Source organism: Paracoccus mutanolyticus, from assembly GCF_003285265.1.
Taxonomy (GTDB): Bacteria; Pseudomonadota; Alphaproteobacteria; order Rhodobacterales; family Rhodobacteraceae; genus Paracoccus; species Paracoccus yeei.
Window position 1 is genome coordinate 225,741 of record NZ_CP030239.1, and the last position, 25,335, is coordinate 251,075.

Annotated in this window: 21 protein-coding genes, 2 tRNA genes and 10 pseudogenes; 16 read left to right on the forward strand and 17 right to left on the reverse strand. The window is 67.5% G+C overall.

From position 1 onward, the window contains the following. Positions 1-782: 782 nt before the first annotated feature. The 12 genes and pseudogenes from DPM13_RS01445 to coaBC all read right to left on the reverse strand — a co-directional run. Positions 783-929 (reverse strand): annotated as a pseudogene (locus DPM13_RS01445) (DUF3363 domain-containing protein); the annotation flags it as partial. Then, a tRNA-Arg gene (locus tag DPM13_RS01450) sits at positions 922-983 on the reverse strand. The pseudogene DPM13_RS01445 and the gene DPM13_RS01450, both read right to left, overlap by 8 nt. Positions 984-1,068: 85 nt before the next feature. After that, positions 1,069-1,145, reverse strand: a tRNA-Arg gene (locus DPM13_RS01455). A gap of 47 nt (positions 1,146-1,192) precedes the next feature. Beyond that, positions 1,193-2,404 (reverse strand): cysteine desulfurase, encoded by a 1,212-nt coding sequence (locus tag DPM13_RS01460; protein ID WP_112887309.1) that lies wholly within the window; start codon positions 2,402-2,404, stop codon positions 1,193-1,195. After that, entirely contained in the window at positions 2,401-2,988 is a 588-nt protein-coding gene (locus tag DPM13_RS01465; RefSeq protein WP_028717650.1) for a Yip1 family protein, read from the reverse strand. The genes DPM13_RS01460 and DPM13_RS01465 overlap by 4 nt, the downstream gene beginning before the upstream one ends. After that, positions 2,985-3,470 (reverse strand): hypothetical protein, encoded by a 486-nt coding sequence (locus DPM13_RS01470; RefSeq protein WP_028717651.1) that lies wholly within the window; start codon positions 3,468-3,470, stop codon positions 2,985-2,987. Before DPM13_RS01470 ends, DPM13_RS01465 begins: the two co-directional genes overlap by 4 nt. Positions 3,471-3,473: 3 nt before the next feature. Continuing rightward, on the reverse strand, positions 3,474-4,703 hold the full coding sequence (locus tag DPM13_RS01475) for a SufB/SufD family protein (RefSeq protein WP_112888670.1): 1,230 nt from the start codon (positions 4,701-4,703) through the stop codon (positions 3,474-3,476). Positions 4,704-4,818: 115 nt separating this feature from the next. After that, positions 4,819-5,566: pseudogene (sufC, locus tag DPM13_RS01485) on the reverse strand (Fe-S cluster assembly ATPase SufC); the annotation flags it as partial. A gap of 11 nt (positions 5,567-5,577) precedes the next feature. Then, a complete protein-coding gene (locus DPM13_RS01490; protein ID WP_028717654.1) occupies positions 5,578-5,889 on the reverse strand; it encodes a heavy metal-binding domain-containing protein in 312 nt (103 codons plus the stop codon). Further along, positions 5,886-7,398 (reverse strand): annotated as a pseudogene (gene sufB, locus DPM13_RS01495) (Fe-S cluster assembly protein SufB). Before sufB ends, DPM13_RS01490 begins: the two are co-directional and overlap by 4 nt. Before the next feature lies 1 nt (position 7,399). Next, positions 7,400-8,467, reverse strand: coding sequence for a cysteine desulfurase family protein (locus DPM13_RS01500; RefSeq protein ID WP_112887310.1), 1,068 nt, complete (start codon positions 8,465-8,467; stop codon positions 7,400-7,402). Next, positions 8,464-9,721 (reverse strand): annotated as a pseudogene (gene coaBC / locus DPM13_RS01505) (bifunctional phosphopantothenoylcysteine decarboxylase/phosphopantothenate--cysteine ligase CoaBC). The gene DPM13_RS01500 and the pseudogene coaBC overlap by 4 nt, the downstream one beginning before the upstream one ends. Positions 9,722-9,853: 132 nt before the next feature. Here coaBC and DPM13_RS24655 point away from each other — a divergent pair. The 3 genes and pseudogenes from DPM13_RS24655 to DPM13_RS26465 all read left to right on the forward strand — a co-directional run bounded on the left by DPM13_RS24655 (position 9,854) and on the right by DPM13_RS26465 (position 11,359). Beyond that, positions 9,854-10,042, forward strand: a complete 189-nt coding sequence (locus DPM13_RS24655) for a magnesium chelatase domain-containing protein (protein ID WP_262983231.1) — start codon at positions 9,854-9,856, stop codon at positions 10,040-10,042. A gap of 41 nt (positions 10,043-10,083) precedes the next feature. Then, positions 10,084-10,203: pseudogene (locus DPM13_RS26460) on the forward strand (ATPase); the annotation flags it as partial. A gap of 48 nt (positions 10,204-10,251) precedes the next feature. Then, positions 10,252-11,359, forward strand: a pseudogene (locus DPM13_RS26465) (YifB family Mg chelatase-like AAA ATPase). Here the strand turns inward: DPM13_RS26465 and DPM13_RS24660 are convergent. Both DPM13_RS24660 and DPM13_RS24665 read right to left on the reverse strand, forming a co-directional pair. Then, positions 11,337-11,777: a calcium-binding protein gene (locus DPM13_RS24660; RefSeq protein WP_189654913.1), complete on the reverse strand. Its 441-nt coding sequence runs from the start codon at positions 11,775-11,777 to the stop codon at positions 11,337-11,339. The pseudogene DPM13_RS26465 and the gene DPM13_RS24660 overlap by 23 nt on opposite strands. After that, positions 11,723-12,529, reverse strand: a complete 807-nt coding sequence (locus tag DPM13_RS24665; RefSeq protein WP_112887311.1) for a calcium-binding protein — start codon at positions 12,527-12,529, stop codon at positions 11,723-11,725. Before DPM13_RS24665 ends, DPM13_RS24660 begins: the two co-directional genes overlap by 55 nt. 52 nt (positions 12,530-12,581) lie before the next feature. On the opposite strand from DPM13_RS24665, the gene DPM13_RS01530 reads away from it, so the two are divergent. From DPM13_RS01530 to DPM13_RS01550, 7 genes are all read left to right on the forward strand, one after another. Then, positions 12,582-13,390 (forward strand): IS5 family transposase gene (locus DPM13_RS01530; RefSeq protein WP_397245365.1). Its coding sequence is split into 2 segments (ribosomal slippage): positions 12,582-12,953 and positions 12,956-13,390, totalling 807 coding nucleotides; the frame shifts between segments, so codons are not numbered across the junction. Between the two features lie 120 nt (positions 13,391-13,510). Continuing rightward, positions 13,511-13,945 carry a bile acid:sodium symporter gene (locus DPM13_RS21860; RefSeq protein ID WP_223252276.1) on the forward strand — a complete coding sequence of 145 codons (435 nt, stop codon included), beginning with the start codon at positions 13,511-13,513 and terminating at the stop codon, positions 13,943-13,945. A 212-nt stretch (positions 13,946-14,157) separates the two neighbouring features. Then, complete coding sequence (locus DPM13_RS21865; protein ID WP_262983306.1) at positions 14,158-14,388, forward strand: bile acid:sodium symporter; 231 nt, start codon at positions 14,158-14,160, stop codon at positions 14,386-14,388. Between the two features lie 159 nt (positions 14,389-14,547). Beyond that, on the forward strand, positions 14,548-14,670 hold the full coding sequence (locus tag DPM13_RS24670; protein WP_262983232.1) for a hypothetical protein: 123 nt from the start codon (positions 14,548-14,550) through the stop codon (positions 14,668-14,670). After that, positions 14,667-14,999, forward strand: a complete 333-nt coding sequence (locus DPM13_RS01540; protein ID WP_223252277.1) for a hypothetical protein — start codon at positions 14,667-14,669, stop codon at positions 14,997-14,999. Before DPM13_RS24670 ends, DPM13_RS01540 begins: the two co-directional genes overlap by 4 nt. Before the next feature lies 1 nt (position 15,000). Next, a complete protein-coding gene (locus DPM13_RS01545; RefSeq protein ID WP_112887313.1) occupies positions 15,001-16,050 on the forward strand; it encodes a hypothetical protein in 1,050 nt (349 codons plus the stop codon). After that, positions 16,047-17,306, forward strand: a complete 1,260-nt coding sequence (locus tag DPM13_RS01550) for a hypothetical protein (protein ID WP_112887314.1) — start codon at positions 16,047-16,049, stop codon at positions 17,304-17,306. The genes DPM13_RS01545 and DPM13_RS01550 overlap by 4 nt, the downstream gene beginning before the upstream one ends. Before the next feature lie 145 nt (positions 17,307-17,451). Here the strand turns inward: DPM13_RS01550 and DPM13_RS01555 are convergent, their stop codons facing one another. The 3 genes from DPM13_RS01555 to DPM13_RS01565 all read right to left on the reverse strand — a co-directional run bounded on the left by DPM13_RS01555 (position 17,452) and on the right by DPM13_RS01565 (position 19,925). Further along, positions 17,452-18,951 (reverse strand): hypothetical protein, encoded by a 1,500-nt coding sequence (locus DPM13_RS01555; RefSeq protein ID WP_112887315.1) that lies wholly within the window; start codon positions 18,949-18,951, stop codon positions 17,452-17,454. A 198-nt stretch (positions 18,952-19,149) separates the two neighbouring features. Then, entirely contained in the window at positions 19,150-19,506 is a 357-nt protein-coding gene (locus tag DPM13_RS01560; RefSeq protein WP_112887316.1) for a YigZ family protein, read from the reverse strand. After that, positions 19,503-19,925 (reverse strand): Fur family transcriptional regulator, encoded by a 423-nt coding sequence (locus DPM13_RS01565; RefSeq protein ID WP_028717665.1) that lies wholly within the window; start codon positions 19,923-19,925, stop codon positions 19,503-19,505. The genes DPM13_RS01560 and DPM13_RS01565 overlap by 4 nt, the downstream gene beginning before the upstream one ends. 204 nt (positions 19,926-20,129) lie before the next feature. On the opposite strand from DPM13_RS01565, the pseudogene DPM13_RS01570 reads away from it, so the two are divergent. The 6 genes and pseudogenes from DPM13_RS01570 (at position 20,130) to DPM13_RS01595 (ending at position 25,303) form a co-directional block, all read left to right on the forward strand. After that, positions 20,130-20,903 (forward strand): annotated as a pseudogene (locus tag DPM13_RS01570) (metal ABC transporter solute-binding protein, Zn/Mn family). Beyond that, positions 20,896-21,751, forward strand: a pseudogene (locus DPM13_RS01575) (manganese/iron ABC transporter ATP-binding protein). Before DPM13_RS01570 ends, DPM13_RS01575 begins: the two co-directional pseudogenes overlap by 8 nt. After that, a pseudogene (locus tag DPM13_RS01580) lies at positions 21,748-22,597 on the forward strand (metal ABC transporter permease). The pseudogenes DPM13_RS01575 and DPM13_RS01580 overlap by 4 nt, the downstream one beginning before the upstream one ends. After that, positions 22,594-23,419: pseudogene (locus DPM13_RS01585) on the forward strand (metal ABC transporter permease). Before DPM13_RS01580 ends, DPM13_RS01585 begins: the two co-directional pseudogenes overlap by 4 nt. 60 nt (positions 23,420-23,479) lie before the next feature. Beyond that, on the forward strand, positions 23,480-24,703 hold the full coding sequence (locus DPM13_RS01590) for a glutathionylspermidine synthase family protein (protein WP_112887317.1): 1,224 nt from the start codon (positions 23,480-23,482) through the stop codon (positions 24,701-24,703). Between the two features lie 3 nt (positions 24,704-24,706). Continuing rightward, the gene (locus DPM13_RS01595; protein ID WP_028717671.1) at positions 24,707-25,303 is read left to right on the forward strand and encodes a DUF1190 domain-containing protein; all 597 of its coding nucleotides are present in this window, start codon (positions 24,707-24,709) and stop codon (positions 25,301-25,303) included. Positions 25,304-25,335: the final 32 nt, after the last annotated feature.

The following is a 25,335-nucleotide window of genomic DNA, read 5'->3' on the forward strand; positions in this document are numbered from 1 at the left end:
AGCTCGCGTGGGTCGTCCAGGCCGTGGGACTGTTCCAGGTCGATGACCAGCGATGGAGGCGGATACCCAGGTCGGCCCCATCACCACGCAGCCGCAGCGCCGCAAGGTGCTGGACTAGATCGACCCTGGCGACAATCCGAAGTGCGGTCTGCGTCTCGCCAAGGTGGACCGATCCCGCGCTGAAGGACCCGGATGGTTCGCTTCGCGCCAGGATTGCTGCGGCCGCCCAAGGATTGCCGGGTCAGCGGCTTCAAGGAGATCCGCTTTACGAGGACGTGCACTGCGAGCGTTCGGATCGACCGCCTGAAGTCGTGGAGGAAACCCGGCCTGTCGTTTATAGGAGATGTCCGAGACCAGGTCCTGAACCAGCGGAGGCGCGCGCGTACCTTGCGCAATTCAGGACGCTATAGCGACCGGCGCAACCTACTGGCTGAGACGCCTTCCGCAGAAGGACGAAATGAAAACGCGCTTGCTGGAGGCCGTGCAGCGCCGACGCGCCTTTCCAACCAGAGCGACCCGAGATCGTGAAGATGATGATGCGCAGCCCATGTGCGCGGTGAATCGTAGCCATGAGACATGATAACCTAGCTGGTTGGGTTTTTCAAGATTTGGCCAGCATTGGTTGGAACGGCAGCCTCGCTGCCGGTCCCTCCCCTACCTGGGCTCCGTCCCGATCGTGTTCGCACAAGCTCACCGTCCGCATTGCGTGCAGAACAGCGCAGTCAGTTCTGTCGCCCGATAAAACTATGGAGCAGGTGCTTGACCTAGGCACCTTGGCCGATCTCGACCACCGCGAACTTGCCGCTCGATAGCTGAACGGTGCCGGTGAATTTCCCGCTGACGCTTTCGCCGTCCGTGGCAGCGCGGAACGGCAGCCCTTTGCCCTCGGCCATCTCCGCGCCGACGCGGTCAACCTCCCGCTCGCGCAGGATTCGAACCTGAGGCCTCCACCTTCGGAGGGTGGCGCTCTATCCAGCTGAGCTATGGGTGCCTACTGCTTACGCAGTGCTTACGCGGTTTCCAAAGTGATCGGTATTATCCTTTAAAAACAATACCGTTCTGTTGAAATGGCGGTCCCAACACGATTCGAACGTGTGGCCTCTACCTTCGGAGGGTAGCGCTCTATCCAGCTGAGCTATGGGACCGCAAGCCCCCGCTGATTAGCCGCAAACGCGCGGCTCTGCAATGGGGTTCAGGCGAAAAGCTCGCGGCAGAATGACAGCCCGTCGACCAGCGCATCGACGTCGGCCTCAGTGTTGTACATCGCGAAACTGGCCCGGGCCGAGGCCGAGACGCCAAAGAAATCCATCAGCGGCATGGCGCAATGGGTGCCAGCGCGCACGGCAATGCCGCGCTTGTCCAGAATGGTCGAAATGTCATGGGCATGCGCGCCCTGCATGGTCATGGAAAAGATCGCGCCCTTGTCGGGCGAATCGCCTTGCACGGACAGCCAGTTCAGGCTGCGCAGCCGGTCGCGGGCCCGGTCGCGCAGGGCGCGTTCGTGCGCGGCGACATTCTCCATCCCCAGACCCATCAGGTATTCCAGCGCGGCGCCCAGGCCGATCTGGTTGACGATGCCGGGGGTCCCGGCCTCGAACCGCAGTGGCGGGTCGGCATAGTCGATGCCGTCCCGTGTGACCGTGCGGATCATGTCGCCGCCGCCCATGAACGGGCGCATCTCGGCTTGGCGCTCGGCCCTGATCCAGATCGCGCCCGACCCGGAGGGGCCGTAAAGCTTGTGCCCGGTGATGCAGTAGAAATCGACGCCCAGCGTCGACAGATCGACCGGCATGTGGACGGCGGCCTGGCTGCCATCGGCCAGCACGGGCACCGAGGTCGCGCGGGCGATGGCACCCACGTCCACCACGGTGCCGGTGACGTTCGACATGTGGGTGACGGCGATCAGCCGGGTGCGCGGCCCGACGGCGGCCAGCACCTTCTCCGGCGGCAGGCTGCCGTCGGGCTCGGGCTCGACCCATTTCAGCACCACGCCCTGACGTTCGCGCAGGAAATGCCAGGGCACGATGTTGGCGTGATGTTCCAGCACCGAGACGACGATCTCGTCCCCCGGCTGCAACCGGGGCGCGGCCCAGGCATAGGAGACCATGTTGATCCCCTCGGTCGAGCCCGAGGTGAAGATCACCTCATCCTCGCGCGGGGCGTTCAGAAAGCGGGCAATGATGCCGCGGACGCGCTCGTAATTCTCGGTCGCGAGGTTCGACAGGTAATGCAGCCCGCGATGCACATTGGCATATTCGCCTTCGTAGGCGCGGGTGATGGCGTCGATCACGACGCGGGGCTTTTGCGCGCTGGCGCCGCTGTCCAGATAGACCAGCGGCTTGCCGTTGACCTGCCGCGACAGGATCGGGAAATCGGCGCGGACTTTTTCGATGTCGAAACTCATGGCGTTACCTCGGGCAGGATGCCGAATGCGGCGGCGATCAGCGACAGCAGAAAGCCCATGACGAAGATGCCGCCGATGAAGGTGACGGCGACCTTGGCGGTGCTGGAAAACCCGTGCAGCGCCCGCGTCAGCGCGATCGTCAGATAAATGGACATGCCAAGCGCCACCAGCGACATCAGCGAGCCGGTGCCGGGCAGCACGACCATCAGCGCCAGTTGTGCCGCCTGCAGGCCCACCAGGATCAGCTCGACCCAGGCGATCAGCAGCAGGGCGTCGTCGAAGGTGCCCGCACCGCCGAACAGGCGTCCGATCGCGGTGATCAGCGCGGCCAGAAAGGCCAGGGCGCCGAACTGGACCGTAGCCAGCATCGCGGGCGATGCCAGAAGCCCGGCCAGCGGATCGTCTGCAGGCAAGGGGAAGGCCAACCGCGCCAACATGGCCAGCAGCGTCGACAGGCTGACCGCCAGCGCCAGCGCCATCCAGCGCGCGCCGGTCGGTGGATCGACCCGCCGCATGGTCCGGACGAAGCCGGAGGGATCACGCAGAGTCAGGACCACCAGATCGCCAAGTTCGCCAAAGGTCATGCCATCCTCGTCACTGCATGCAGACCCGCGCCCCATATCACGAGAAAACCGATCCCCGCCACCGCCCGCGTCACGCCCAGAGCGGCACCGGGCCCGACCAGCCCTGCTGTCAGCCCCGCCAGCAGCATCGCGGGCGACACCGCCAACAGCGCCCAGAACAGCGCCAGCCGCGAATCCTGCGGCGACACCGGCCGACCCGTCACGCGCGACAGCACGGCAACAATCAGGGCCACGCCATAGGCCAGCAGCGGCATGATGAACATGACGGCCAGCAGCGCGCCCCCCATGCGGGCCTGCAAGGGCACCGAAGGGTCGAGATGGGCCGCACGGGCATGTTCCGGCGCCTGGGCGACCAAAAACATCAGCATCGCCCCCATCAGGATGGCGATCAGCCCTCGGTCGGGCATGCCGCGCAGGCCGCGCACCACGCGGCCCGGCGCCCACCAGCTTTCAACGATGCGCGGGACGATCCCGGAGCGCATGGCTCAGCGCGCGGCCCGGCTGGTCAGCCATTCGTCCAGCCGTCCCAGGATGCGGTCGCGCAGGGTCTCGTCCTCGATCTCGTCCAGGGCGTCGGCCAGGAAGGACAGGACCAGCAGCACCACGGCCTGTTCGCGCGGCACCCCGCGCGAGCGCAGGTAGAACAGCGCCGTTTCGTCCAGCGCCCCTGTGGTCGAGCCGTGCGAGCACTTCACGTCGTCGGCATAGATCTCAAGCTCGGGCTTGGCCAGGAACTGGCTGCCTTCGTCCAGCAGCAGGCCCTGGCTGATCTGGTAGCCGTCGGTTTTCTGCGCGCCGGGTTTGACCAGGATCTTGCCCTGGAAAATGCCGTGGGCGCCGTTCTTCAGCACCTTCTTGTAAACCTGACGGCTTTCGCAGCGTTCGGCCCCATGGGTGATAAAGACCGTGTCGTCGTGATGGAACGCGCCTTCGTCCCCGTCGCCCAGGACGGCGGCGGCGATATGGGCGGTCGCGTCATCGCCCCGGATGTCGATGACGCCTTCGTTGCGCATGACGCGACCGTTCACCGCCAGCGCAAAGGACTTGAACAGCCCCCCAGCGCCCACACGGGCGAACAGATGGCCGATGCCCACGCGGTCGTCGTCCGTACGCTTGCTGGCGACATGGTGGAACCGCGCGCCCTCGGCCACGTCGACCTCGATGACGGTGTTCGACCGCGCGCCCAGCCCGCCGGTTTCCAAAAGCGTCAGCTCGGCCCCCGGCTCAAGCTTGACGACATGGTGCAGCATGACATCCGCCGCGTCCGAGGACCGGCGATAGAACAGGTGAACGGGGCGCGAGACCTTGCCCGTCACCCGGATCAGCGCGCCGTCGCGCGCGGCCAGGGTGTTCAGGATCGCGAAGGGCCGCTTGACCGGGTGCTGCCCCGCCTGCTCCAGCGCGCCGTAAAGCCCTTCGGCCCAATGCGGGCCGGCGGCATCGGCGGCGGCCAGCGTCGCGATCTCCAGCCCCTCGCCCGTCAGCGGGTCCGAGGCAGAGGCGTCGAATTCCCCGTCGACAAAGACCAGCCGCAGCCGGTCGATGTCGTCGAACAGCGTCGCTTCGCGAGCCGGCACCGGCAGGGCCGCGGGCGCCACCGCATTGAACGGCGCGGGGTCGGTATAACGCCAGTATTCATCGCGCGCGCCGGGCAGGCCTGTGGCCGCAGCCAGGCGGCCGCACCGCCGCAGGGTAGGCCCGCACATAGCACGCATCGCTGTGCGGCAGGTCCAGCACGAAGAAGTGGGCCTTCTGCTCGACGCCCCCGATCCGGACCTGCGCCTCGCCGAAGTCGGCCTGAGCATGGCCCGGCGGATGCGACAGCGGCACGACCTCCGCCAGCAGGTCCCATAACCGTTCCGCTCGACCTCCAGCGCCAGTTCGGGACCGCCGGACTTAACGATCCGGCCGTTCGACATGATGTGCACCACGTCGGGTTTGATGTGGTCCAGCAGGCGCTGGTAATGGGTGATGACCAGGAAGCTGCGGTCGGGCGCGCGCAGCGCATTCACGCCCTCGGCCACCAGCCGCATCGCATCCACGTCCAGGCCCGAGTCGGTTTCGTCCAGGATGCACATGCTGGGTTCCAGCATGGCCATCTGCAGGATCTCGTTGCGCTTCTTCTCGCCACCGAAAAGCCGACGTTGACCGGACGCTTCAGCATCTCGCTGTCGATCTGCAGCGTCTTGGCCTTTTCGCGCACGACTTTCAGGAAGTCGGCCGCGCTCAACTCCTCTTCGCCACGCGCTTTGCGCTGCGCGTTCACGGCGGTGCGCAGGAAGGTCAGGTTGCCGACGCCGGGAATTTCGACCGGGTACTGAAAGGCCAGGAACAGGCCGGCGGCGGCACGCTCCTCGGGTTCCATGTCCAGCAGGCTTTTGCCGTCCAGCGTTGCCTGCCCCTCGGTGACCTCATAGCCATCGCGGCCCGAAAGGACATAGGACAGTGTCGACTTGCCCGAACCGTTCGGGCCCATGATCGCATGGACCTCGCCAGCCGGGACGGTCAGATCGACGCCTTTGAGGATCTGTTTGCCCCCATCCTCAAGCTCGACGTGCAGATTCTTGATTTCCAGCATGTTTTCGGTTCCTATTCGACGGTCACGGCGGTGCCCGAGGCAGACACCATCAGCATGTTGTTGATGACTTCATAGTCCAGATCGACACCGACCACGGCATTGCCGCCCAAGGCGGTGGCGCGGTCCTGCATCTCGGACAAGGCGGTTTCGCGGGCCGAGGCCAGCGCGGATTCGTAGGCACCCGAACGACCGCCCACGATGTCGCGGATCCCTGCGAAAAGGTCGCGAAAGATGTTGGCGCCGATGATCGTCTCGCCCGTCACCACGCCATGATAGGCGCTGATGCGACGGCCATCGATGCCGGGAGTGGTCGTGACGATCATCCGACCGACCCTTCCAGGCTGATGGCGACCAGCGACTGCGCCTCCATCGCGAATTCCATCGGCAGGGCTTGCAGCACTTCGCGGCAGAAGCCGTTCACGACCAGCGCGACCGCTTCTTCCTCGTCCATGCCGCGGGCGCGGCAATAGAACAGTTGGTCGTCGTCAACCTTGCTGGTCGTCGCCTCGTGCTCGACCCGGGACGAGGTGTTCTTGACCTCGATATAGGGCACGGTATGGGCGCCGCATTCGCTGCCGATCAGCAGGCTGTCGCACTGGGTATAGTTGCGGCTGTTCGTCGCGCGCGGGTGCATGGTCACCAGACCGCGATAGGTGTTCTGCGCCTTGCCGGCAGAAATCCCCTTGGAAACAATGCGCGAGCGTGTGTTCTTGCCAAGATGGATCATCTTGGTCCCGGTATCGGCCTGCTGCATGTTGTTGGCGATGGCGATGGAATAGAACTCGCCCTGGCTTTCCTCGCCCCGCAGGATGCAGGACGGGTATTTCCAGGTGATCGCGCTGCCGGTTTCAACCTGCGTCCACATCACCTTGGCGCGGGCCTCGCGGCAATCGGCGCGCTTGGTCACGAAGTTGTAGATGCCGCCCTTGCCTTCCTCGTCGCCGGGGAACCAGTTCTGGACGGTCGAGTATTTCACCTCGGCATCTTCCAGAACGACGATCTCGACCACGGCGGCGTGCAGCTGGGCGGTGTCGCGCTTGGGCGCGGTGCAGCCCTCGAGGTAGCTGACGTAGCTGCCCTTGTCGGCGATGATCAGCGTGCGTTCGAACTGGCCGGTGTTTTCGGCGTTGATGCGGAAATAGGTCGAAAGCTCCATCGGGCAGCGGGTGCCCGGCGGGATATAGACGAAGCTGCCGTCCGAAAAGACCGCCGAGTTAGTCGTGGCGAGGTGATCGCCCGCCATCCCCGGATCCTGACGCGATGAGATGTTCGCCGATCACCTTCCGCTGATCGAGCAGAAGATCAATGCGCTCGACCAGGCAGCACCGTTGCAGGGCGTGCCGACGGACACGCTGTCGACCACCGCATCGACCGCCACCCGGCGCGCCTCGGCCGGAGCGTTTTCGGCGCGATCGGACCCCGGCCAGGATCATCTGCTCCTTCAGCGGGATGCCCAGCTTTTCATAGGTGGCCAGCAGCTTGGGGTCGACCTCGTCCAGCGACTTCGGCTTGACCTCCATGCTTTTCGGGCGGGCATAGTAATACTGGTCCTGATAGTCGATATCGGGATAGTTCAGCATCGCCCAGCGGGGTTCCGTCATGGTGACCCAGCGGCGATAGGCCTGCAGCCGCCATTCGGTCATCCATTCGGGTTCTTCGTTCTTTTGCGAGATGAGGCGAACGATATCCTCGCTCAGCCCCTTCGGCGCATAGTCCATCTCGATCTCGGTGTCCCAGCCGTATTTGTAGGACCCCATGTTCTGGACGGTTTCGACGGTCTCGCGGTCTACGCCCTCGCGGACTTCGATTGCCTCGCCGATCTCTACAGCCATCTCACATCCTTCCCGCGGTCGCCCGCTGATCATTCCTCTGCCGCCAGCGGGCATGGGCCGCCAACCAGGCATCTGCAAAACGCATGACGTCCCGATGGTCCGTCGTCGGCCCGATCGAGACGCGGATCGCATCGCCCGCACAATCCGGCGCGTACCCCATGGCCGTCAGCACCGAACTGGGCCGGACCTTGCCCTGTGGGAGATCCGCACCGCCGCCACGAACATCACCGGCCAGATCCATCTGCATCACCTGCGTCTCTCCGCGCCAGCCTGGCGTCAGGATCGACAATGTGTTCGGCAAGCGTCGGGATTCGCGCCCCGGGAATGTAATCAATTCCGCCCCGGATTCCAGACGTGCCGCAAGGGAATCGCGGATCTCGGCCATTTTTTCGCCGCTTCCTTGATCCAGATCATTTTGCGCGGCTGCCGCCGCCGCCGCAAAGCCCATGATGCCGATCAGGTTCTCGGTTCCGGCGCGGCGGCCCTGCTCCTGTCCGCCGCCCTTCAGCCGGGCCTCGATCTCGGTCCCGCGCCTGACGACCAGGGCGCCCACGCCGCGCGGGCCGCCCAGCTTGTGGGCGCTGACGAAGCCGGCCTCGATCCCCAGCCAGTTGAAGGCGAAAGGGATCTTTCCGAAGGCCTGGGTCAGGTCGCTGGCCGCCAGCCCCTGCGGCAGGTCCTGGACCACGCCGGTTTCCGGGTTCGCCAATTGCAGGGTCGAGGCTCCGGGCGCAGCGACCGCGACGCGCCCCGACGGGTCTGTCTGCAGCGAGGCGCGGCACCAGCCCAGCACGGCGGCATGTTCGACGCCCGCACAGGCCAGGTCGCGCCCCGCCAGGATCAGTGCCGCCGATTCCGTGGCGCCCGAGGTGAAGATGACATCCGCCCCCTCGGCCCCCAGGGCTGCGGCCACCTGTTCGCGGGCGCGTTCCAGCGCAGACTTGGCGGCCCGCCCTTCGGCATGGACCGAGGACGGGTTACCCACGATCTCGGTCGCGGCCAGCATCGCCTCGCGCGCCTCGGGGCGCAGGGGGGCGGTGGCGTTCCAGTCCAGATAGATGCGGTTCATGGCAGTTCCCCCGCCAGGGTGTCGGCGATGCGTTCGGCCAGGCGGCGCGCGACCTCGGGCTTGGTCATGCGCGGCCAGGGCTCGGCCCCCGTCTCGGTAATCAGGGTCACGGCGTTCTCTGGCCCGCCCTGATGCCGGTTTCGGGCGTGACGTCGTTCGCCACGACCAGTCCGCGCCCTTGCGCAGCCGCTTGGCCTTGGCATTGGCCAGCACATCGTCGGTCTCGGCCGCAAAGCCCACCACGAGGTCGGGGCGCCCGTTCGTCAGCCGGCCCAGCCAGGCCAGGATATCGGGGTTCTCCGCGAACTCCAGCATGGGCGCCGCGCCCTGAGCATCCTTCTTGATCTTGCTGTCGCGGGCGTTCAGCACCTGCCAGTCGGCCACCGCCGCCGCCATCACGGCGGCATCGGCGGGCAAGGCGCGCTCGACCGCATCGCGCATCTGCCGGGCGGTTTCGACCCGGATCACCTCGACGCCCTCGGGGGGCGGCACCTCGGCCGGGCCGGTCACGAAGCTGACCCGCGCGCCCAGGTCGCGCAGCGCGGCCGCGATGGCCGTGCCCTGCGCCCCGCTGGAGCGGTTGGCGATATAGCGCACCGGGTCGATGGGTTCATGCGTCGGCCCCGAGGTCACGATGACATGATGCCCCGACAGCCGCCCCTGCGCGGGGGGCAGCGACACCACCGCTTCGGGCGGCAGGCGCAGCGGGCGGTCGCGGCCCAGCGCGGCAAGGATCGCCTCGCGGATCGCCTCGGGCTCGGCCATGCGGCCGGGGCCGTATTCGCCGCAGGCCATGTCGCCCTCGTCGGGGCCCACGAAGCGGATGCCGTCCTCTTCCAGCAGGTCGCGGTTGCGGCGGGTCGCGGGATGGTTCCACATGCGGACGTTCATGGCCGGCGCGGCCAGCACCGGCTTGTCGGTCGCAAGCAGCAGCGTGGTGGCCAGATCGTCGGCCATGCCCGCCGCCATCCGCGCCATCAGGTCGGCGGTCGCGGGCGCCACCACCACCAGATCGGCGTTCCGCGACAGCTGGATATGGCCCATCTCGGATTCGCGGGTCAGGTCGAACAGCGCGGTGTGGCAGGGCGCCTCGGCCAGGGCGGACAGGGTCAGGGGCGTGACGAACTCGGCGCCGCCCGAAGTCAGCACGGGTGTGACGGACAGACCCTCGCGCCGCAGCATCCGGATCAGTTCGGGGATCTTGAAGGCGGCGATGCCCCCTCCGACGATCAGCAATATGCGGCTTCCCGGCATGGTCGCTCCTTCAGACTGGTCGCCCTGCACATAGGCCGAACCGAGGCACCGGGCAAGGAAGCCCGGCCGTTAACCTTTCCTTAAGAACGCGCCGTTAACCAAAGGTTCGATTGCGGGTCCCGGGAGAGATGCATGGCCGCCACCGCCTACACCGTCGCTTTCGAGGGGGTCGAGGCCCGCCTGGTCGAGGTGCAATGCTCGATCACGGCGGGTTTGCCGGGCTTTGCCATCGTGGGCCTGCCCGACAAATCGGTCAGCGAGGCGCGCGAACGGGTGCGCGCGGCCTTTGGCGCTATGGCACGCATGCCTCGCGGCGCGTGACGGTGACATGTCGCCCGCCGACCTGCCGAAAGACGGGTCGCATGCGACGGCCTATGGCGCTGGCCGTGCTGGGCGCGCTGGAGGTGCTGCCGCCCGACGCCCTGGGTCACGTTGTCGCATTGGGGGAACTGGCGCTGGACGGGCGGCTCGCACCCGTGGCAGGCGCGCTGCCCGCCGCCCTGGCCGCGTCCGAGGAGGATCGGGCCCTGATGGTGCCCCGGCCCTGCGGTCCCGAGGCGGCCTGGGTCGGCTCGGTCCCCGTCTTTGCGCCGCGCAGCCTGCGCGAGGCGGTCGACCACCTGACCGACCGCGCGCCCCTGGCCCGGGCCGAGCCGGGCGAGGCCGAGGATCGCGACATCTTCGACGACCTCGCGGACGTCAAGGGCCAGGAACGCGCCCGCCGCGCCATCGAGATCGCGGCGGCCGGGCGCCACCACCTGCTGATGGTGGGTCCCCGGGCGCCACCAAGACCTGCTGGCGAGGCGCCTTCCGGGGCTGCTGCCGCCTCTGTCCCCGCAGGAAGCGCTGGAAACCTCGGTCATCCGCTCGGTCGCGGGGCAGTTGCGCGACGGCGGCATTTCGCGGACCGCGCCGTTCTGCCAGCCGCACCACACCGCCTCGCAGGCCGCGATGATCGGCGGCGGGCGCCATGCCGGGCCGGGGCAGGTCAGCCTGGCGCATAACGGCGTGCTGTTCCTGGACGAGTTGCCCGAGTTCGAGCGCCGGGTGATCGACGCCCTGCGCGAGCCCATCGAGACGGGCGAGGTCCATGTTTCGCGCGCCAATGCCCATATCCGCTATCCCGCCCGGTTCCTGCTGGTCGCCGCAGCCAACCCCTGCCGCTGCGGCAATCTGGCCGATCCGGCGCAGTCCTGCGCCAAGGTGCCGCTCTGCGGGGCGGATTACATGGCGCGGATTTCCGGGCCGATGATGGACCGTTTCGACATGCGCATGGAGGTGCCGCAGATCACGCTGGAGGAGATGCAACTGCCCGGCCAGGGCGAGACCTCGGCCAGCGTCGCGACCCGGGTGGCGGCGGCGCGCGCAATCCAGCGCGAACGCTTTGCTGGCCACCCCAAGGTGCGGGTCAATTCCGACGCGACCGGCCGCCTGGTCGAAGAGATCGCCCCCCTCGACGCCGAATGCAGCGCCCTGCTGGCGCGCGCGGCAGAGCGCTTTGGCATGACTCCGCGCGGCTATCACCGCATCCTGCGCTCGGCCCGGACCATCGCCGACCTTGACGGCGCGGCGGCGATCCGCCCGCCGCACCTGGCCGAGGCCCTGTCGTTCCGCATCACCTTCGGCAAGCAGGACTAGCCTGGCTGCGGGTCACAGCAGGAAGTCGCTGGCCAGCAGCGCCTGGTTTCCCGCGACCAGGAAGGCCATGTCGGCCACGCGGTCGCCGTTGATGTCGGCCTGAACGATCACCCCGCCGGCCACCCGGCCATAGCGCACTTCGCCCGCCGCGCCGCTGAAGGCGTCGAGCCCGACAAGCGGAAGGCATCGTTGTCGTAGCCGCGCGGCGGTCCGCGTCGATGGCCGACAGGTCGATCCGGTCGCCCTGCGCGCGCGAAATCCGCGATCTGGTCGCGCATCTGCGGCGCGCTGTCCGAGGCCGCCAGGAAGACGAAGCGGTCGGCGCCCAAGCCGCCCCAAAGCGGTCCGCACCCTGCCCGCCGGTCAGGATGTCGTTGCCCGCCTCGCCCAGCAGCCGGTCGGCGCCGGCACCGCCCAGAAGGCGGTCGTTGCCCCCCCCGCCGCCAGCAGGTCGTTCTGCGCGCCGCCCTCGAGCGTGTCATAGCCCGCGCCGCCCCACAGCGTATCCGCACCCGCGTCGCCCTTCATCCGGTCGTTGCCGGCGTCGCCGAACAGGCGGTCGTTTTCGGTGCCGCCCGACAGATCGTCGTTGCCGAAGCCGCCGGACAGGGTGTCGAAGCCGGCCCCGCCCAGGATTTCGTCATTGCCGGCCTCGCCCTTGAGCAGGTCGGCGCGATTGAAGCCCTCGATGGTGTCGTTGCCCAGCCCGCCGAAGATCTGGTCGCGGTCGATCCCGCCCCACAGGATATCGTCCCCACCTCGGCCATGGATCGTATCGTTGCCAGCGAAACCAACCAGGAAATCGGCGAGGTTCCCGCCGACGAAGCGGTCACTGCCGGAAAGCGCACGGGCAATCAGGTCGATGTCGTCTTCGGTCGAATAGGTCCAGGCGGCGGTGCTGAGATCGGTCGCCGCGATCCTGATGCCGCTGATCGAAAACACCGTGACCGCGCCAAGCTGCCCGCCGGCCCCGGTGATCGTGCCCGAGACCGGCATGCCATAGGCGTCGTACCGGACGCCCGAGCCGGTCAGGATGTCGCGATAGCCCGTCCCGTAGTCGACCACCATCCGGCCGGACGAGCGGTAATAGGTTTCGCCGTAAAGCAATTCGTTGAAATCCAGCGCCGCAATATCGAGGCCCCAGTTCGCATTGACCGTAATCGTTGCCATGTTCCACCGTGAAATCTTGAACAGGCTTGACTAGGCCCAAGGGCCGGTATTCATGCAATCTGTCCTTTTCGGCGAGTCGGGCCCTGTCCCTTGCTGCTCTGCTGGCCGGCCCAGAGCGGAACCCTTGCTGCCACCCATATCTCTGTCCTCGAAAGGCGGGCGGCCTCGGATATCGGACCGTGCTGCCCTGGCCGGGATCCTCTTTGTCCTGATGAGCGGTATCCCTTGGCGGATGTTGCCCGCCGAGATGGGCTGTGGCTCAGGTGTGACATGCTGGCGAAGGCTCAGAGATTGGCAGTTGGCCGGGATCTGGGACCAGTTGCATCGGACCTTGCTGCACCAGTTGCACCGCGCCGGTCACCTGGACTGGAGCCGGGCCTGCATGGACAGTGCGTCCATCGCGGCAAAAAAGGGGGCGACGTCATCGGGCCGAACCCGACGGATCGCGGCCGCCCCGGCACGAAGCGCCACATCATCACTGACAGGCGGGGCATTCCCCTGACGGTGCGTCTCAGCGGCGCCAACCTCCACGATAGTAGAATGCTTGAGCCTTTGCTTGATGCCATTCCTCCTGTCCAAGGTAAGCGGGGACGGCCACGCAAGCGGCCCGGCAAGCTCCATGCGGACAAGGGCTACGACTATGCCCGCTGCCGCCGGGCTTGCAGCAAACGTAGTATCAAGCATCGCATCGCCCGAAAGGGTGTCGAAAGCAGCGCCCATCTCGGAAAGCATCGCTGGGTCGTCGAACGCAGCTTCGCCTGGCTTTCCCAATATCCAGCCAGCGCCGCAATATCGAGGCCGCAATATCGATCGCCCCAGTTCGCATTGACCGTAATCGTTGCTTCCACCGTGAAATCTTGAACAGGCTTGACTAGGCCCAAGGGCCGGTATTCATGCAATCTGTCCTTTTCGGCGAGTCGGGCCCTGTCCCTTGCCGCTGGCGGCCGGCCCGCGGGACGCAAGCGCGAAAGGTCCCCCATCATGAAGTTTCTCAAGCGCATCGGTGTCGACGGCTACATGCTGCTTCTGGTCCTAACGGCCGTGGCGGGGGTGGTGCTGCCGGCGCGGGGTGTGGCGGCCGGCGTGCTGGGCCATGCGACCTTCTGGGCGGTGACGCTGCTGTTCTTTCTTTACGGCGCCAAGCTTGACCCGGCGGCGGTGCGGGCGGGGCTTTTGAACCTGCGCCTGCAGGCGCTGACCTTTCTGGCGACCTATCTGCTGTTTCCGGTGCTGGGCCTGGGCCTTGCCGCCGCGTTCGGCGGCGTCCTGGGGCCGGCGATGACGATGGGGCTGCTGTTCCTGTCGGTCCTGCCCTCGACGGTGCAAAGCTCGATCGCCTTCACCTCGATGGCGGGGGGCAACGTGCCGGCGGCGATCTGCGCGGCATCGCTTCCAACATCGTGGGCGTGGTGCTGACGCCCCTGCTGGTCGCGCGGCTTCTGCATGTCGATGGCGGCGGCGTCAGTTTGAATGGGACGAGGCGAAGAGCGCCAGCAACATTGAAAAGCACGGGGTGGATTTCAAGATTGCCTGCCGCATCTTCGAGGGGCGGCTGCTGACCATGGAGGACACGCGGCGCGATCCTGCTGATCGTCTATTCGGCGTTCAGCGGGAGCACGAACTCGGGCCTGTGGTCGCAGATCCCGGTCCCGGCCATGGTGCTGAGCCTGCTTGCGGTGTCGGTGTTTCTGGCGCTGGCCATGGCGATCATGGCCGGGACGGGCCGGCTGATGCGGATGCCCCAGGCCGACCAGGCGGTGCTGTTCTTTTGCGGATCGACGAAAAGCCTGGCCAGTTCTGGAATATCGCAGCGCGATCGATATCCTCGTCCTTCATTTCGGCCAGCTCCTCGATGGTGAGCGGCCTATCGCATTGTTTTTTCATAGTTGCTCCTTTCCCTGCGATTGGCGCGGCGCGCGGAAATGATCCGTATGAAGCACCGTTGATTGGGACGCATCGGCAACGCGGGCAACAGCTCCGACAAGGCCTCGCCGATGCTGTAAGCCCAGGAGCTGCGAATGCCGAACAAAGCCATTGTCACCGGCGTCCTTGTCGACGCCACGCTTGCCCCGATTTCCCAGGGAAAGATCGTCGCGACGCTGAACGGATCGGACATCTTCAACGGCGGCGTGCCATCGTGACCCAGAAGGTCGAGGCCACGACCGACACCGAGGGGCGCTGGCAGATGCCGCTGATCGTCAATGCCGAGGGCGACACAGCCGCCACCACCTGGTCGATCGAGGGCTACAACCAGTATGTCACCAAGGTCTTCGAGGTGAAGTCCCTGTTCATCGCCAGCAGCCTGTCCGTCTCGCTGGGCGATCTGGAAAAGACCAGCGCGCAGAACCTGAAGGCGGCTAAGGACGCCACCATCTCGCGCCTTCTGGTGGTGTCGGACTATACCGATTACTCCGCCCTGCCCGACACGCAGAAGCGGCCGACCGACATCGTCCTGGTCCGGGAGGCCTGAGATGGCGGTCATTATCCATTCCGACATCGGACGCGCCGTCTTTTCGGGCCTGCGCGCCGCCTATTTCGGCGATCAGCCGGTGTCCCTGCGCAACAGCACCGGCATCCTGCTGGTGGGCGCCGATCGGCCAGTCGCGCCGACCATCACCCGCCAGCCCAGCATCCTGCCGCAGGAGGCCGGCATCGGCGACAGCATCACCCTGGACATCGGCGAGGCCGCGGGCCTGCCCGCGCCGGTGGCAAGCTGGGACTTCACCCTGAACGGCGTCTCGATCAAGGGGCGGCTGGACAGCGGCGCCACGACCATCGAGCTGGCGGAAACGGGCATCTACGAACTGACCGTCGCCTGGACGAACAGCGCCGATTCCGTGATGGCGAATACCGTCGCGCTGACTGTCGCGCCCCCCCTGGTGCCGGCCATCGACTATGCCCGGGTCGCGCTGGCCTATATCGACGTCTCGGCCACCATCACGGGAAGCGACGCCGACGTCGGCGCGATCACCGCCCGGGGAACGGGGGCCTATGTCTTTACCAAGGCGGGCAGCGGCACGGCGATCCGCCGCACCAGCGACGGCTTTGCCTTTGCCGACGGTGCCTATGTCCAGACGCAGGTCCTGAGCGCCCAGCCAACCACGGACGGGCTGTTCGCCGTGGCCGACCTGACGTTGACCAGTTATGGTTCGAACGTGGGCCAGATCATCGACGGCACGGGGGTCAACCTCAAGCTGCGCAACAGCGCCGGGGCGATCCAGGTGCTGGGGCCCGTCTCGGGCCAGGGGGCGCTGTCGCTTGGCACGGTCGCGTATGGCACCCGCGTGATCGTGGCAGGCCAGCTCGACGATGTGGCGGACCTGCTGTCGGGGATCAGCATCGCGGGTACTGCCGTGTCGGCCCCGCATACCGGCCTGGTCGACCCGCTGCCCACGCGCTTTACCATGGGGCGCTATCTGAACGGCACGCTGCACCGCCTGGCCATCGTCGGCCGCCCCGAAGGCGGCGCCTGGCCCGTCACCATGGCCGAGGTCGTCGCGGATTTTCGGCGGGGGGCGTGACGGCCCCCAGACCCTCCGTCACCTCTCTGGAAATCCTGCCGGTCTATGGCCAGTCGGAAAACCGCTCGTCGCCCGATCCGCTGGCGGCAACGCTGGACGCGGCGACGCCCGAGCAGGTCTATTACACCCTTGGCATGGTCACCACGGCGGGCCGGGCGGTCGACACGTCCGGGGCGGGCTGGGACGCCGCGGCCAACGCCATGGCGGAGATCGACCAGACCCGCCCGGCCAGCGGCCTTGCGTCGGCTGCGAACCTGGGGCGCGTCTCGCCCGCGTTCACGCTGCAATATTGCCGGGCGGCGTCCTGGCGCGACAAGGGAGAGAGCGGCCGCGGCGTCGTCATCGGCGATCACGGCTATGGCGGGCGCTATATCAGCGAATGGCGGCTGGAGGACACCTCGCCCATCGGGCGCAACCAGGCGTTCTGGCTGGCCGAAAGCAAGCGGCTGGCGGACAGCTTCGGCATCGCGATGACCTGCCCCTATGTCTATCTGTTCCAAGGCTCGTCGGCCAAGGACCAGCCGGGCACGGTCTATCGCGCCGATTTCGACGTCGCCCATGCCGAGACCGTCGCGCAATGCACCGCCCTGTTCGGCGCAGCGCCCAGGCTGGTGGTGGTGGTGAACGGCGGCGACGTGAACACGGTGGGCGACCTTTATGCGACGCCGGGGGTGCAATACCGTCTCGCGCTGGATTATGGCGCGATCATCGCCACCTGGCAGCGGGCCTATCCGATCAACGACCGCAACGCCCATGTGGACGGCGACACGAAGGTCCTGATCGGAGAGACCACCGACTGGGCGATCAGCGAGGTCGAGGCCGGCCGCCCCTGGACCATCACCTATGACGTCCAGAAAGCGGGCGCGGTGGTCACGGTCAGCTTCGCCCTGCGGCCAGGCGAGACCTTGATGCAGCGCGCGACGCTTTACGACACCTTCGGCGGGTCGGCGACCTGCGCCGATTTCGGCTTCGAGGCGGATGGCGGCATCGTCAGCGCGGTGCCCGATTTCGGGGGCAATACGGTCACGATCACGCTGGCTTCGGCCGATGCGACCTGGCTGCGCTTTGCCCACCAGGTGCAGGATTGCTACGACATGGCCGATGCGGCGGGCTATACCATGTCGGCCCATCGCACGACGCTGTTCGGCAGCCACACCCGGGCCAGCCGCTTCGTGTCGGGCCAGACGCTGTGGCGGCCCCTGCCCGGGTTCCGGGGCACGTTCCGCGACGGCGTGTTCGTGGACGACGCGGGCTGAAGCGCATCTCAAAAGACCAAAGCATGGCGCGTCGGGTTCGTCCCGGCGCGCGTTTCTTCATGGCCGCTGCCGATCGAACGGGGCTGCACGGAGCATGAAAAAACGCGGCACAAAGGCCGCGTTTCGTGTTGGTCGGCACGTTGCCCTATTTCTGCTGGATCCAGCCGGCGGGGCCGCGCACCATCAGCCGGCCGTCGTTGCGATAGGCGCGGCTTGGGCCATAGACCGGGTCGTTGACACCGTGGCTGGCGGTGTTCAGCTCTTTCGCGGTGACCTGGCCGTGCAGCAGCCGGTCCTCGAACCAGATCTCGTTGTAACGGCCGGCGTTCACATGCCCGGTCGAGACACGCACCGGCGGCGTCGCCACATGGTCGAGCGAGCCGCCGAGCCGGAACACGCAACCGGCCACGCCCGAGCCGGACAGATCGACCAGCGCGGGACGCGCGGCCTCGCCCAGGCGGCTGCCGCCCTTGATCTGGGCGGTGATGCGCGCCCGGCGCAGGGTACCGGGCGCCCGGATGAAGGCGCGCGGCAGGCTGCGCGTACCCCGCCAGCCAAAGCCCTGCTGTTCCAGGCGGCCGCCCCCGGCCTCGTCAATGTCGCCCGAGAACACGATGCCGACGTTTCCGTTCAGTTGCAGGCCCGGACCCCAGCTGTCCTGGGTCGAGATGTTGTTCATCATGATCGTCTCGGTCCCCGGGTCGGGCAGATGGATGGCCGCGCCGATACCCTGGACCGCACGCTGCATGCCGCAGAACCATACCTTCGAGTTCGTCCAGCGCAGGTTGCCCGCGCCGGCGCGGATCTCCACCCCGCTGTCGCCGGACAGATAGCAGGTCAGGTCGCTGAGGAAGCAGTCCGGGCTTTGGATCAGGAAGGCCGACTTGCCGGTCTTGCGGATTTCGACCCCGCGCGCGAAGTTCTCGCCCCGGCCCGACATCTGGAAGCCGTAGCCGGCGATGTTGGTGAAGCAGACGTTCTCGATCCGGCCATGCGCGTCCGATCCCGCGTCTCGCACGGCGGCGTCCAGAGGACCGCCCGCCGGGGTCGCAAACACCAGGCCGCGCTGGGTCATGCGGGCCGGGTCATAGTGCCAGTTGCCGTTGCCGTCGCGGCTGTGGTTGCGCAGGTTCCAGCCGCCGTCGATGGTCAGGTCGGCCACGATGTTGTAGCCGTTGCCGCCAATGCCGCCGCTGACCGCCGGGGCCGCAAGGACGTCCACGAAGGGCTCGGCGTCGCTGGCGGGCTGGCAGAGCTGCCGGATGCGCGAGGAAAACTTGCCCGCCCCCCGGATCGAGGCGCCGCGCGGCAATTCCACGACACCCCAGAGATCCAGCGAACCGCTGGGCAGGTGGACCGCGCCGCCCGTCCGCGCCGACCATTCCAGCGCGCTGCCCAGCGCTTCGGTGTTGGCCCGCGCCACGGCCTCGGGCGCGCGCTGGTCAAGCGCGGTCAGCGTGACGCCGAAATGGCGCACATCAACCGCCGGGACGAACTGCTGACGCACGGCTGCGACGATGCCGTCCGACGCCGGAGTCAGATAGGGCGCGGCCAGCGCCGGCGTCTGCAGGGTGCCGGACCCCAGCGTGCGTTCGATGGCGTCAAGGCGCGCCAGGATTGCGGTGGTATCGTAAGCTTCGGGCATGAAAACCTCGGTCCGTTGTTATGCCGGACCCGCCTTGTGACGGGGCCCCCGTGCGCCGGATCGGGAAGGGGCCGGCGGATCGGGGAACCGCCCTGTCATGCCGACCCGCCGCCCGAAACGCACGGACCGGATTAAGGCGAAACGCGCCTAACCGAGTGTTAACCCTGCGCCCGCCGCAACGGGCTGGGGCGCAACGCCTCAGGACATCCGAGCCAGGTAATGGCGCACCGCGTCGATCACATGGCGAAAGCGGTCGCCGCCCAGATGCTTGCCGCCATACCAGCGGGTGACGACGATCATGTGGTCCTGAAGCCCCTCGCGTTCCAGCATTTGCAGGATGATCTGGCCCGCGCCGCTTTCGCCGTCATCGTCGCGGACCCCTTCGCCCGACAGGATCGCGGCCCAGCTGTTGTGGGTGGCCCTGACGAAGCGCTTGTTGCGTTTCAGCTCTGCCAGCAGGGCCTGCGCCTCGGCCCGGTCGCGCGCCGGCCCGCCCGAGACGGCATAGCGCGAGCCCCGGTCGGAAATGATCTTGTCATGCACCGTCAGCGTCATCGTTTGCGCCGGACGTAAAGCTCCAGCCGGTGGCGGACGATCTCATAGCCCAGTTCGTCGGCAATCTCGGCCTGAAGCCGTTCGATCCGGTCGTTGACGAACTCGGTCACCTCTCCGGTGTCGAGGTCGATCATGTGGTCGTGATGGGTGCCGTCGGCAGGCTCGAATCGGGCGGGCTCTCCCTCGAACTCGAGCTTCAGGATCACGCCCTGCGCCTCGAGCGCGGAAAGCGTGCGATAGACCGTCGCAAGCGACACACCCGCCCCGGCATCGGTCGCGCGCTGGAACAGCTGGGTCGCGTCGGGGTGGTCCTCGGCCGCGGCCAGCACGCGCAGCAGGGCGGCCCGCTGGCGGGTGATGCGCACGCCCGCGCGGCGCAACGCGTCTTCGAATGATCGGGCCCGGGCTTCGTGATCCATGCCTCTGTTTCGCCCAGATGCGAATGAATTGCAACGGGCTTGACAGTTGAGAACGATTCGCAGATGCTGCCGATCAAAGAAAGGACGACCATGCAACGCAGGACCTTCATCGCCACGAGTCTCGCCTCGACCTTCGCCCTTGCCGCCCCGGCCCTTGCCCAGCGCCGGTTCAAGGTGGCGACCACCTTCACCATCATCGCCGACATGGCCCGCAACGTCGCGGGCGAGCGGGCCGAGGTGGTGTCGATCACCCGCCCCGGGGCCGAGATCCACAATTATGAACTCAATTCGGCGCAGTGAACTTGCACAACGCGGCGGATCTGGTGCTGCGCAGCGGGATGAACGGAACTGTGGTTCAACAGTTCCTGCGCCCTGGGCGACGTCCCCTCGGCCACGGTCAGCGAAGGGATCGTGCCGATGCCGATTTCGGGCGGCAGCTATCAGGGCAAGCCCAACCCCCACGCCTGGATGGGGCTGGATACGGCGATGACCTATGTCGACAACATCGCCGCCGCCCTGTCGCAGATGGACCCGGACGGGGTCGGCGACTATGCCCGCAACGCCGGCACCTACAAGGGCAGCATCGCCCGCACCATCGGCCCGATCCGTGACCGCGCCCGCGCCCTGCCGGACGAGCGGCGCTGGCTGGTCACGTCCGAGGGCGCCTTTTCCTATCTGGCGCGCGACTTCAACCTGAACGAGCTTTACCTGTGGCCGATCAATGCCGAGGCGCAGGGCACGCCCCAGCAGGTGCGCCGCGTGGTCGATGCAATCCGTCAGCACCGGATCCCGGTCATCTTTTCGGAAAGCACGGTCTCGGACCGTCCCGCCCGCCAGATCGCCTCGGAGACCGGGGCGCGCTATGGGGGCGTGCTGTATGTGGACAGCCTGTCCGAACCGGGCGGGCCGGTCCCGACCTATCTGGACCTGCTGCGGGTCACGTCGGAAACCATCGTCTCGGGCCTGACCGATGGCTGATGAAGGGATCGTGGCGCAAGGCCTGACCGTCACCTATCGCAACGGCTTCACGGCGCTGCGCGATGCCAGCTTCACCGTGCCCAAGGGCTCGGTCACGGCGCTGGTGGGCGTGAATGGCGCGGGCAAGTCCACGCTGTTCAAGGCGCTGATGGGCTTTGTCCCGGCCTCGCGCGGGACGGTGCAGGTCATGGGCATGGCCGTGCCCGAGGCCCTGCGCCGCAACCTGATCGCCTATGTTCCCCAGGCCGAGGAGGTCGACTGGACCTTTCCCGTGCTGGTCCAGGACGTGGTGATGATGGGCCGCTATGGCCACATGGGGTTCCTGCGCCGCGCCCGGCCGCAGGACCGCGCCGCCGTGGACCAGGCCCTGGAACGCGTCGGCATGACCGAATTCCGCCACCGCCAGATCGGAGAGCTGTCGGGCGGGCAGAAGAAGCGCGTCTTCCTGGCCCGGGCGCTGGCCCAGGGCGCCGCCGTCATCCTGCTGGACGAGCCCTTCACCGGCATCGACGTCAAGACCAGAAGCGATCATCGCCCTGCTGCGCCAGATGCGGGACGAGGGCCGGGTCATGCTGGTGTCGACCCACGACCTGGGCTCGGTCCCCGAGTTCTGCGACCGGGTGGTGCTGGTCAAGGGCACGGTGCTGGCCCACGGCCCGACGGCCGAGGTCTTTACCCCCCAGAACCTGCGCCTGGCCTTTGGCGGCGTCCTGCGCCATCTGGTGCTGGGCGCGGGCCAGATCCACGACGACGACGATCCGCGCGAACTGACCATGCTGTCGGACGACGAACGCCCGCTGGTGTTCTACGACGGCAAGGCCCGCACGCCCGAGGCCGCGCCCAAATGATCGACACCCTGCTGATTCCCTTCGAATACGGCTACATGCGCGACGCGATCTGGGTCTCGGCCCTGGTCGGCGCGGTCTGCGCGTTCCTGTCGGCCTATCTGATGCTCAAGGGCTGGTCGCTGATCGGCGACGCGCTCAGCCATTCCATCGTGCCGGGTGTCGCGGGGGCCTACATGCTGGGCCTGCCCTTTGCTGCTTGGCGCCTTCCTGTCGGGCGGGCTTGCGGCGCTGACCATGCTGTTCCTGAACCAGCGCACCGGCCTCAAGGAGGACGCGATCATCGGCCTGATCTTCACCGGCTTCTTCGGCCTCGGGCTGTTCATGGTGTCGCTCAACCCGATGGCGGTGTCGGTCCAGACCATCACCATGGGCAACATCCTGGCCATCACCCCCGGCGACACGATCCAGCTTGCCCTGATCGGAGGCATCTCGCTGCTGGTCCTGGGGCTCAAGTGGCGCGACCTGATGGTGGTGTTCTTCGATGAAAACCACGCCCGCACCATCGGCCTGAACCCGGGGCGGCTGCGGGTGCTGTTCTTTACGCTGCTGTCGGCCTGCACGGTCGCCGCCATGCAGACGGTGGGCGCCTTCCTGGTCGTGGCGCTGGTGGTGACGCCGGGCGCGACCGCCTATCTGCTGACCGACCGCTTTCCGCGCCTGATCGTGCTGTCGGTGGCGATCGGGGCGGTGACCTCGGCGGTCGGGGCCTATGTCTCGTTCTACCTCGACGGGGCGACGGGGGGCGTCATCGTCTGCCTGCAGACGCTGCTGTTCCTGCTGGCCTTCCTGCTTGCGCCCAAGCACGGGCTGCTGGCGGCCCGCCGGCGCGCGCGGAGAGCTGCGTGATGGACTGGATCGCCATGCCCTTTTCCGTTCCCTTCATGCGCGACGCGGCACTTCTGGGGCTGATGATCGCACTGCCGGCGGGGCTTCTCAGCTGCTTCCTGGTGCTTCGCGGCTGGTCGCTGATGGGCGACGCGGTCAGTCACGCGATCCTGCCCGGCGTGGTGCTGGCCTATGTCGCGGGCCTGCCGCTGATCGTCGGAGCCTTCGCGGCGGGCTTCGGCTCGGCCCTGGCGGCGGGCTGGCTGCAGGGCAACAGCCGGGTCAAGCGCGACACCGTGCTGGGCGTCGTCATGTCGGGCATGTTCGGCCTGGGCGTCGTGCTGTACACCGCGATCCCGTCGGACCTGCACCTGGACGACATCATGTTCGGCAACTGCTGGGGTCGGCCCGGGCGACCTGTGGCTGGCCGGCGCGATCTCGCTGCTGGTCGGGGGCGCCCTGCTGCTGAAATGGCGCGACCTGGCGCTGGTGGGCTTCGACCCGGTGCAGGCGCGCGTCTCGGGCCTGCGGGTGCGCTGGCTGGACTACGGCCTGCTGGCGATGGTCTCGGCCACGGTGGTCGCGATGCTCAGCGCGGTCGGCATCATCCTGTCGGTGGCGCTGCTGATCGCGCCGGGGGCCGTGGCCTATCTGGTCACCCGCAGCCTGGGGCGGATGCTGGCCGTGGCCGTGCTGGTCGCCGCCGTCAGCACGCTGGCCGGCGTCTGGTCCAGCTTCTGGCTGGACAGCGCGCCCGCGCCCACGATCGTGCTGATCCTGCTTTGCCAGTTCGTCCTGGCCTTCCTGTGGCGCAGCGCCATGACCCGGCGCGCCATGCAGTGAAATCGGCGGGACGGGTTGCGAAACCCGGCCCGCTGCGCCATGTCGTGGGCAGGAGGCACCATGGAAAAACGCACCCTGCCCGAACGCGCCGGCTGGCGCGACGAGGCCCAGAAGCTCGGCTTCACCTTCGCCGACATGGCGGGCGAGCCCTATTGGGACGAAACCAGCGCCTATCGCTTTACCCTGCGCCAGATCGAGCAGGACCTGGAAGCGCCGGCGACGGAACTGCACGCGCTTTGCCGCGAGGCGGTGGACCGCGCCGTCCGGGACGAGGCCTGGATGACCCGCCTGGCCATCCCGCCCGAGCACTGGGACCTGGTCGCCGACAGCTGGCGGCGCGCCGAGCCCGAGCTTTACGGCCGCATGGACCTGTCCTACGACGGGCGCAGCCCGGCAAAATTGCTGGAATACAACGCCGACACGCCGACCTCGCTTTACGAAAGCGCCTCGTTCCAGTGGCTCTGGCTGGAACAGCAGCAGGCGGCGGGGGTGCTGGGCCCGGACACCGACCAGTTCAACGCCATCCATGAATCCCTGGTCGCCCGCTTCGGCGACATCTGCGCCCCGGCCGAGGACGTGCATTTCGCCGCCGACCCCGAGAACCCCGAAGATTACGCCACGGTCGAGACCCTGGCCTGGGCCGCGCGCGAGGCGGGGCTTGGCGCGCATTTCACCGCGCTGTCGCAGATCGGCCTGACCCCCGAGGGACAGTTCGCGGACGACGCCTCGCGCGTGATCGGCACGCTCTTCAAGCTCTACCCGTGGGAGGACATGCTGCGCGACGACTTCGCCGCGCATCTGCAATCCTCGGGCACCCGCTTCATCGAACCGCCGTGGAAGGCGGTCCTGTCGAACAAGGGCATCCTGCCCCTGCTGTGGCAGATCGCGCCGGGCCATCCGAACCTGCTGCCGGCCTTTTTCCTGGACGACGTGCGGGACGCGCTGGCCGGCGGCAGCCCCGCGCCCGCCGTCGCCGAAAGCTTCGCCGCAGCCGAGGCGGGCTTGCGCGCCGGCCATGTGACCAAACCCATCTTCTCGCGCGAGGGGGCGGGCGTCACCATCACGGAAAACGGCCGCACCACCGCCGAAACCGGCGACGACAGCTATTCCCACCACCCGATGATCGTCCAGGGGCTGGCGCTGCTGCCCGAATTCGACGGCTTCCATCCCGTCGTCGGCGCCTGGATCGTGGGCGAGGCGTGCTGCGGCATCGGCCTGCGCGAGGACCGCGCCCGCATCACCCACAACCTGTCGCGCTTCAAGCCGCATTTCATCGAGGGCTGACCCATGATCCCACGCAAACGCTCGCGCCATGTGGCCCTGATCCTCGCCGGCACGGCCACGCTCGCCCTTGCCGGATGCGAGGACGACCGGGTCGACGCCCAGGCCTTTCCCGACCTGGAAAGCTGCATCGCCGCCAGCAAGGAAAGCAACCTCTGGTTCACCGAGGACGACTGCCGCAAGAACTTCGAGGCCGCCAAGCAGGAATTCGTCGAAACCGCGCCGCGCTATGCCTCGAAGGAACTGTGCGAACAGGAACATGGCGCAGGAAACTGCGGCGACGACCCGGCCGCGCAGCAATCGGGCGGCGGCGGCTTTTCCTTCATGCCGCTGTTCATGGGCTACATGCTCGGCTCGATGATGTCGCGCGGCGGGATCTTTTCCCAGCCGATGGTGCGCACGGCCGACGGCCGCTATGCCACGCCCAAGGGCGACCAGAGCTTTGCCAGCAACCGCGGCGCGGGCAAGGTCTCGCCCCAGACCTTCCAGCGCGCGCCCTCGACGCTCGGCAAGCCGCCGATGACGGCCTCCCAGGTCAGCCAGCGCGGCGGCTTCGGCGCCTCGGCCACCTCGTCGGGGGCGCGGCGCAGCCTGGGGGGCTGAATTTCTTTCTTGCCCAAATATCCCGGGGGGGA

Bases quoted from the DNA above. Each gene is read 5' to 3' on its own strand.
- DPM13_RS01460 (WP_112887309.1), bottom strand. From the start codon at position 2,404: ATGAGTTTCGACATCGAAAAAGTCCGCGCCGATTTCCCGATCCTGTCG.
- DPM13_RS01465 (WP_028717650.1), bottom strand. From the start codon at position 2,988: ATGACCTTTGGCGAACTTGGCGATCTGGTGGTCCTGACTCTGCGTGAT.
- DPM13_RS01470 (WP_028717651.1), bottom strand. From the start codon at position 3,470: ATGCGCTCCGGGATCGTCCCGCGCATCGTTGAAAGCTGGTGGGCGCCG.
- DPM13_RS01475 (WP_112888670.1), bottom strand. From the start codon at position 4,703: ATGCGTGCTATGTGCGGGCCTACCCTGCGGCGGTGCGGCCGCCTGGCT.
- DPM13_RS01490 (WP_028717654.1), bottom strand. From the start codon at position 5,889: ATGATCGTCACGACCACTCCCGGCATCGATGGCCGTCGCATCAGCGCC.
- DPM13_RS01500 (WP_112887310.1), bottom strand. From the start codon at position 8,467: ATGAACCGCATCTATCTGGACTGGAACGCCACCGCCCCCCTGCGCCCC.
- DPM13_RS24655 (WP_262983231.1), top strand. From the start codon at position 9,854: ATGGCCGCCACCGCCTACACCGTCGCTTTCGAGGGGGTCGAGGCCCGC.
- DPM13_RS24665 (WP_112887311.1), bottom strand. From the start codon at position 12,529: ATGGCAACGATTACGGTCAATGCGAACTGGGGCCTCGATATTGCGGCG.
- DPM13_RS21860 (WP_223252276.1), top strand. From the start codon at position 13,511: ATGAAGTTTCTCAAGCGCATCGGTGTCGACGGCTACATGCTGCTTCTG.
- DPM13_RS24670 (WP_262983232.1), top strand. From the start codon at position 14,548: ATGCCGAACAAAGCCATTGTCACCGGCGTCCTTGTCGACGCCACGCTT.
- DPM13_RS01545 (WP_112887313.1), top strand. From the start codon at position 15,001: ATGGCGGTCATTATCCATTCCGACATCGGACGCGCCGTCTTTTCGGGC.
- DPM13_RS01555 (WP_112887315.1), bottom strand. From the start codon at position 18,951: ATGCCCGAAGCTTACGATACCACCGCAATCCTGGCGCGCCTTGACGCC.
- DPM13_RS01560 (WP_112887316.1), bottom strand. From the start codon at position 19,506: ATGACGCTGACGGTGCATGACAAGATCATTTCCGACCGGGGCTCGCGC.
- DPM13_RS01565 (WP_028717665.1), bottom strand. From the start codon at position 19,925: ATGGATCACGAAGCCCGGGCCCGATCATTCGAAGACGCGTTGCGCCGC.
- DPM13_RS01590 (WP_112887317.1), top strand. From the start codon at position 23,480: ATGGAAAAACGCACCCTGCCCGAACGCGCCGGCTGGCGCGACGAGGCC.
- DPM13_RS01595 (WP_028717671.1), top strand. From the start codon at position 24,707: ATGATCCCACGCAAACGCTCGCGCCATGTGGCCCTGATCCTCGCCGGC.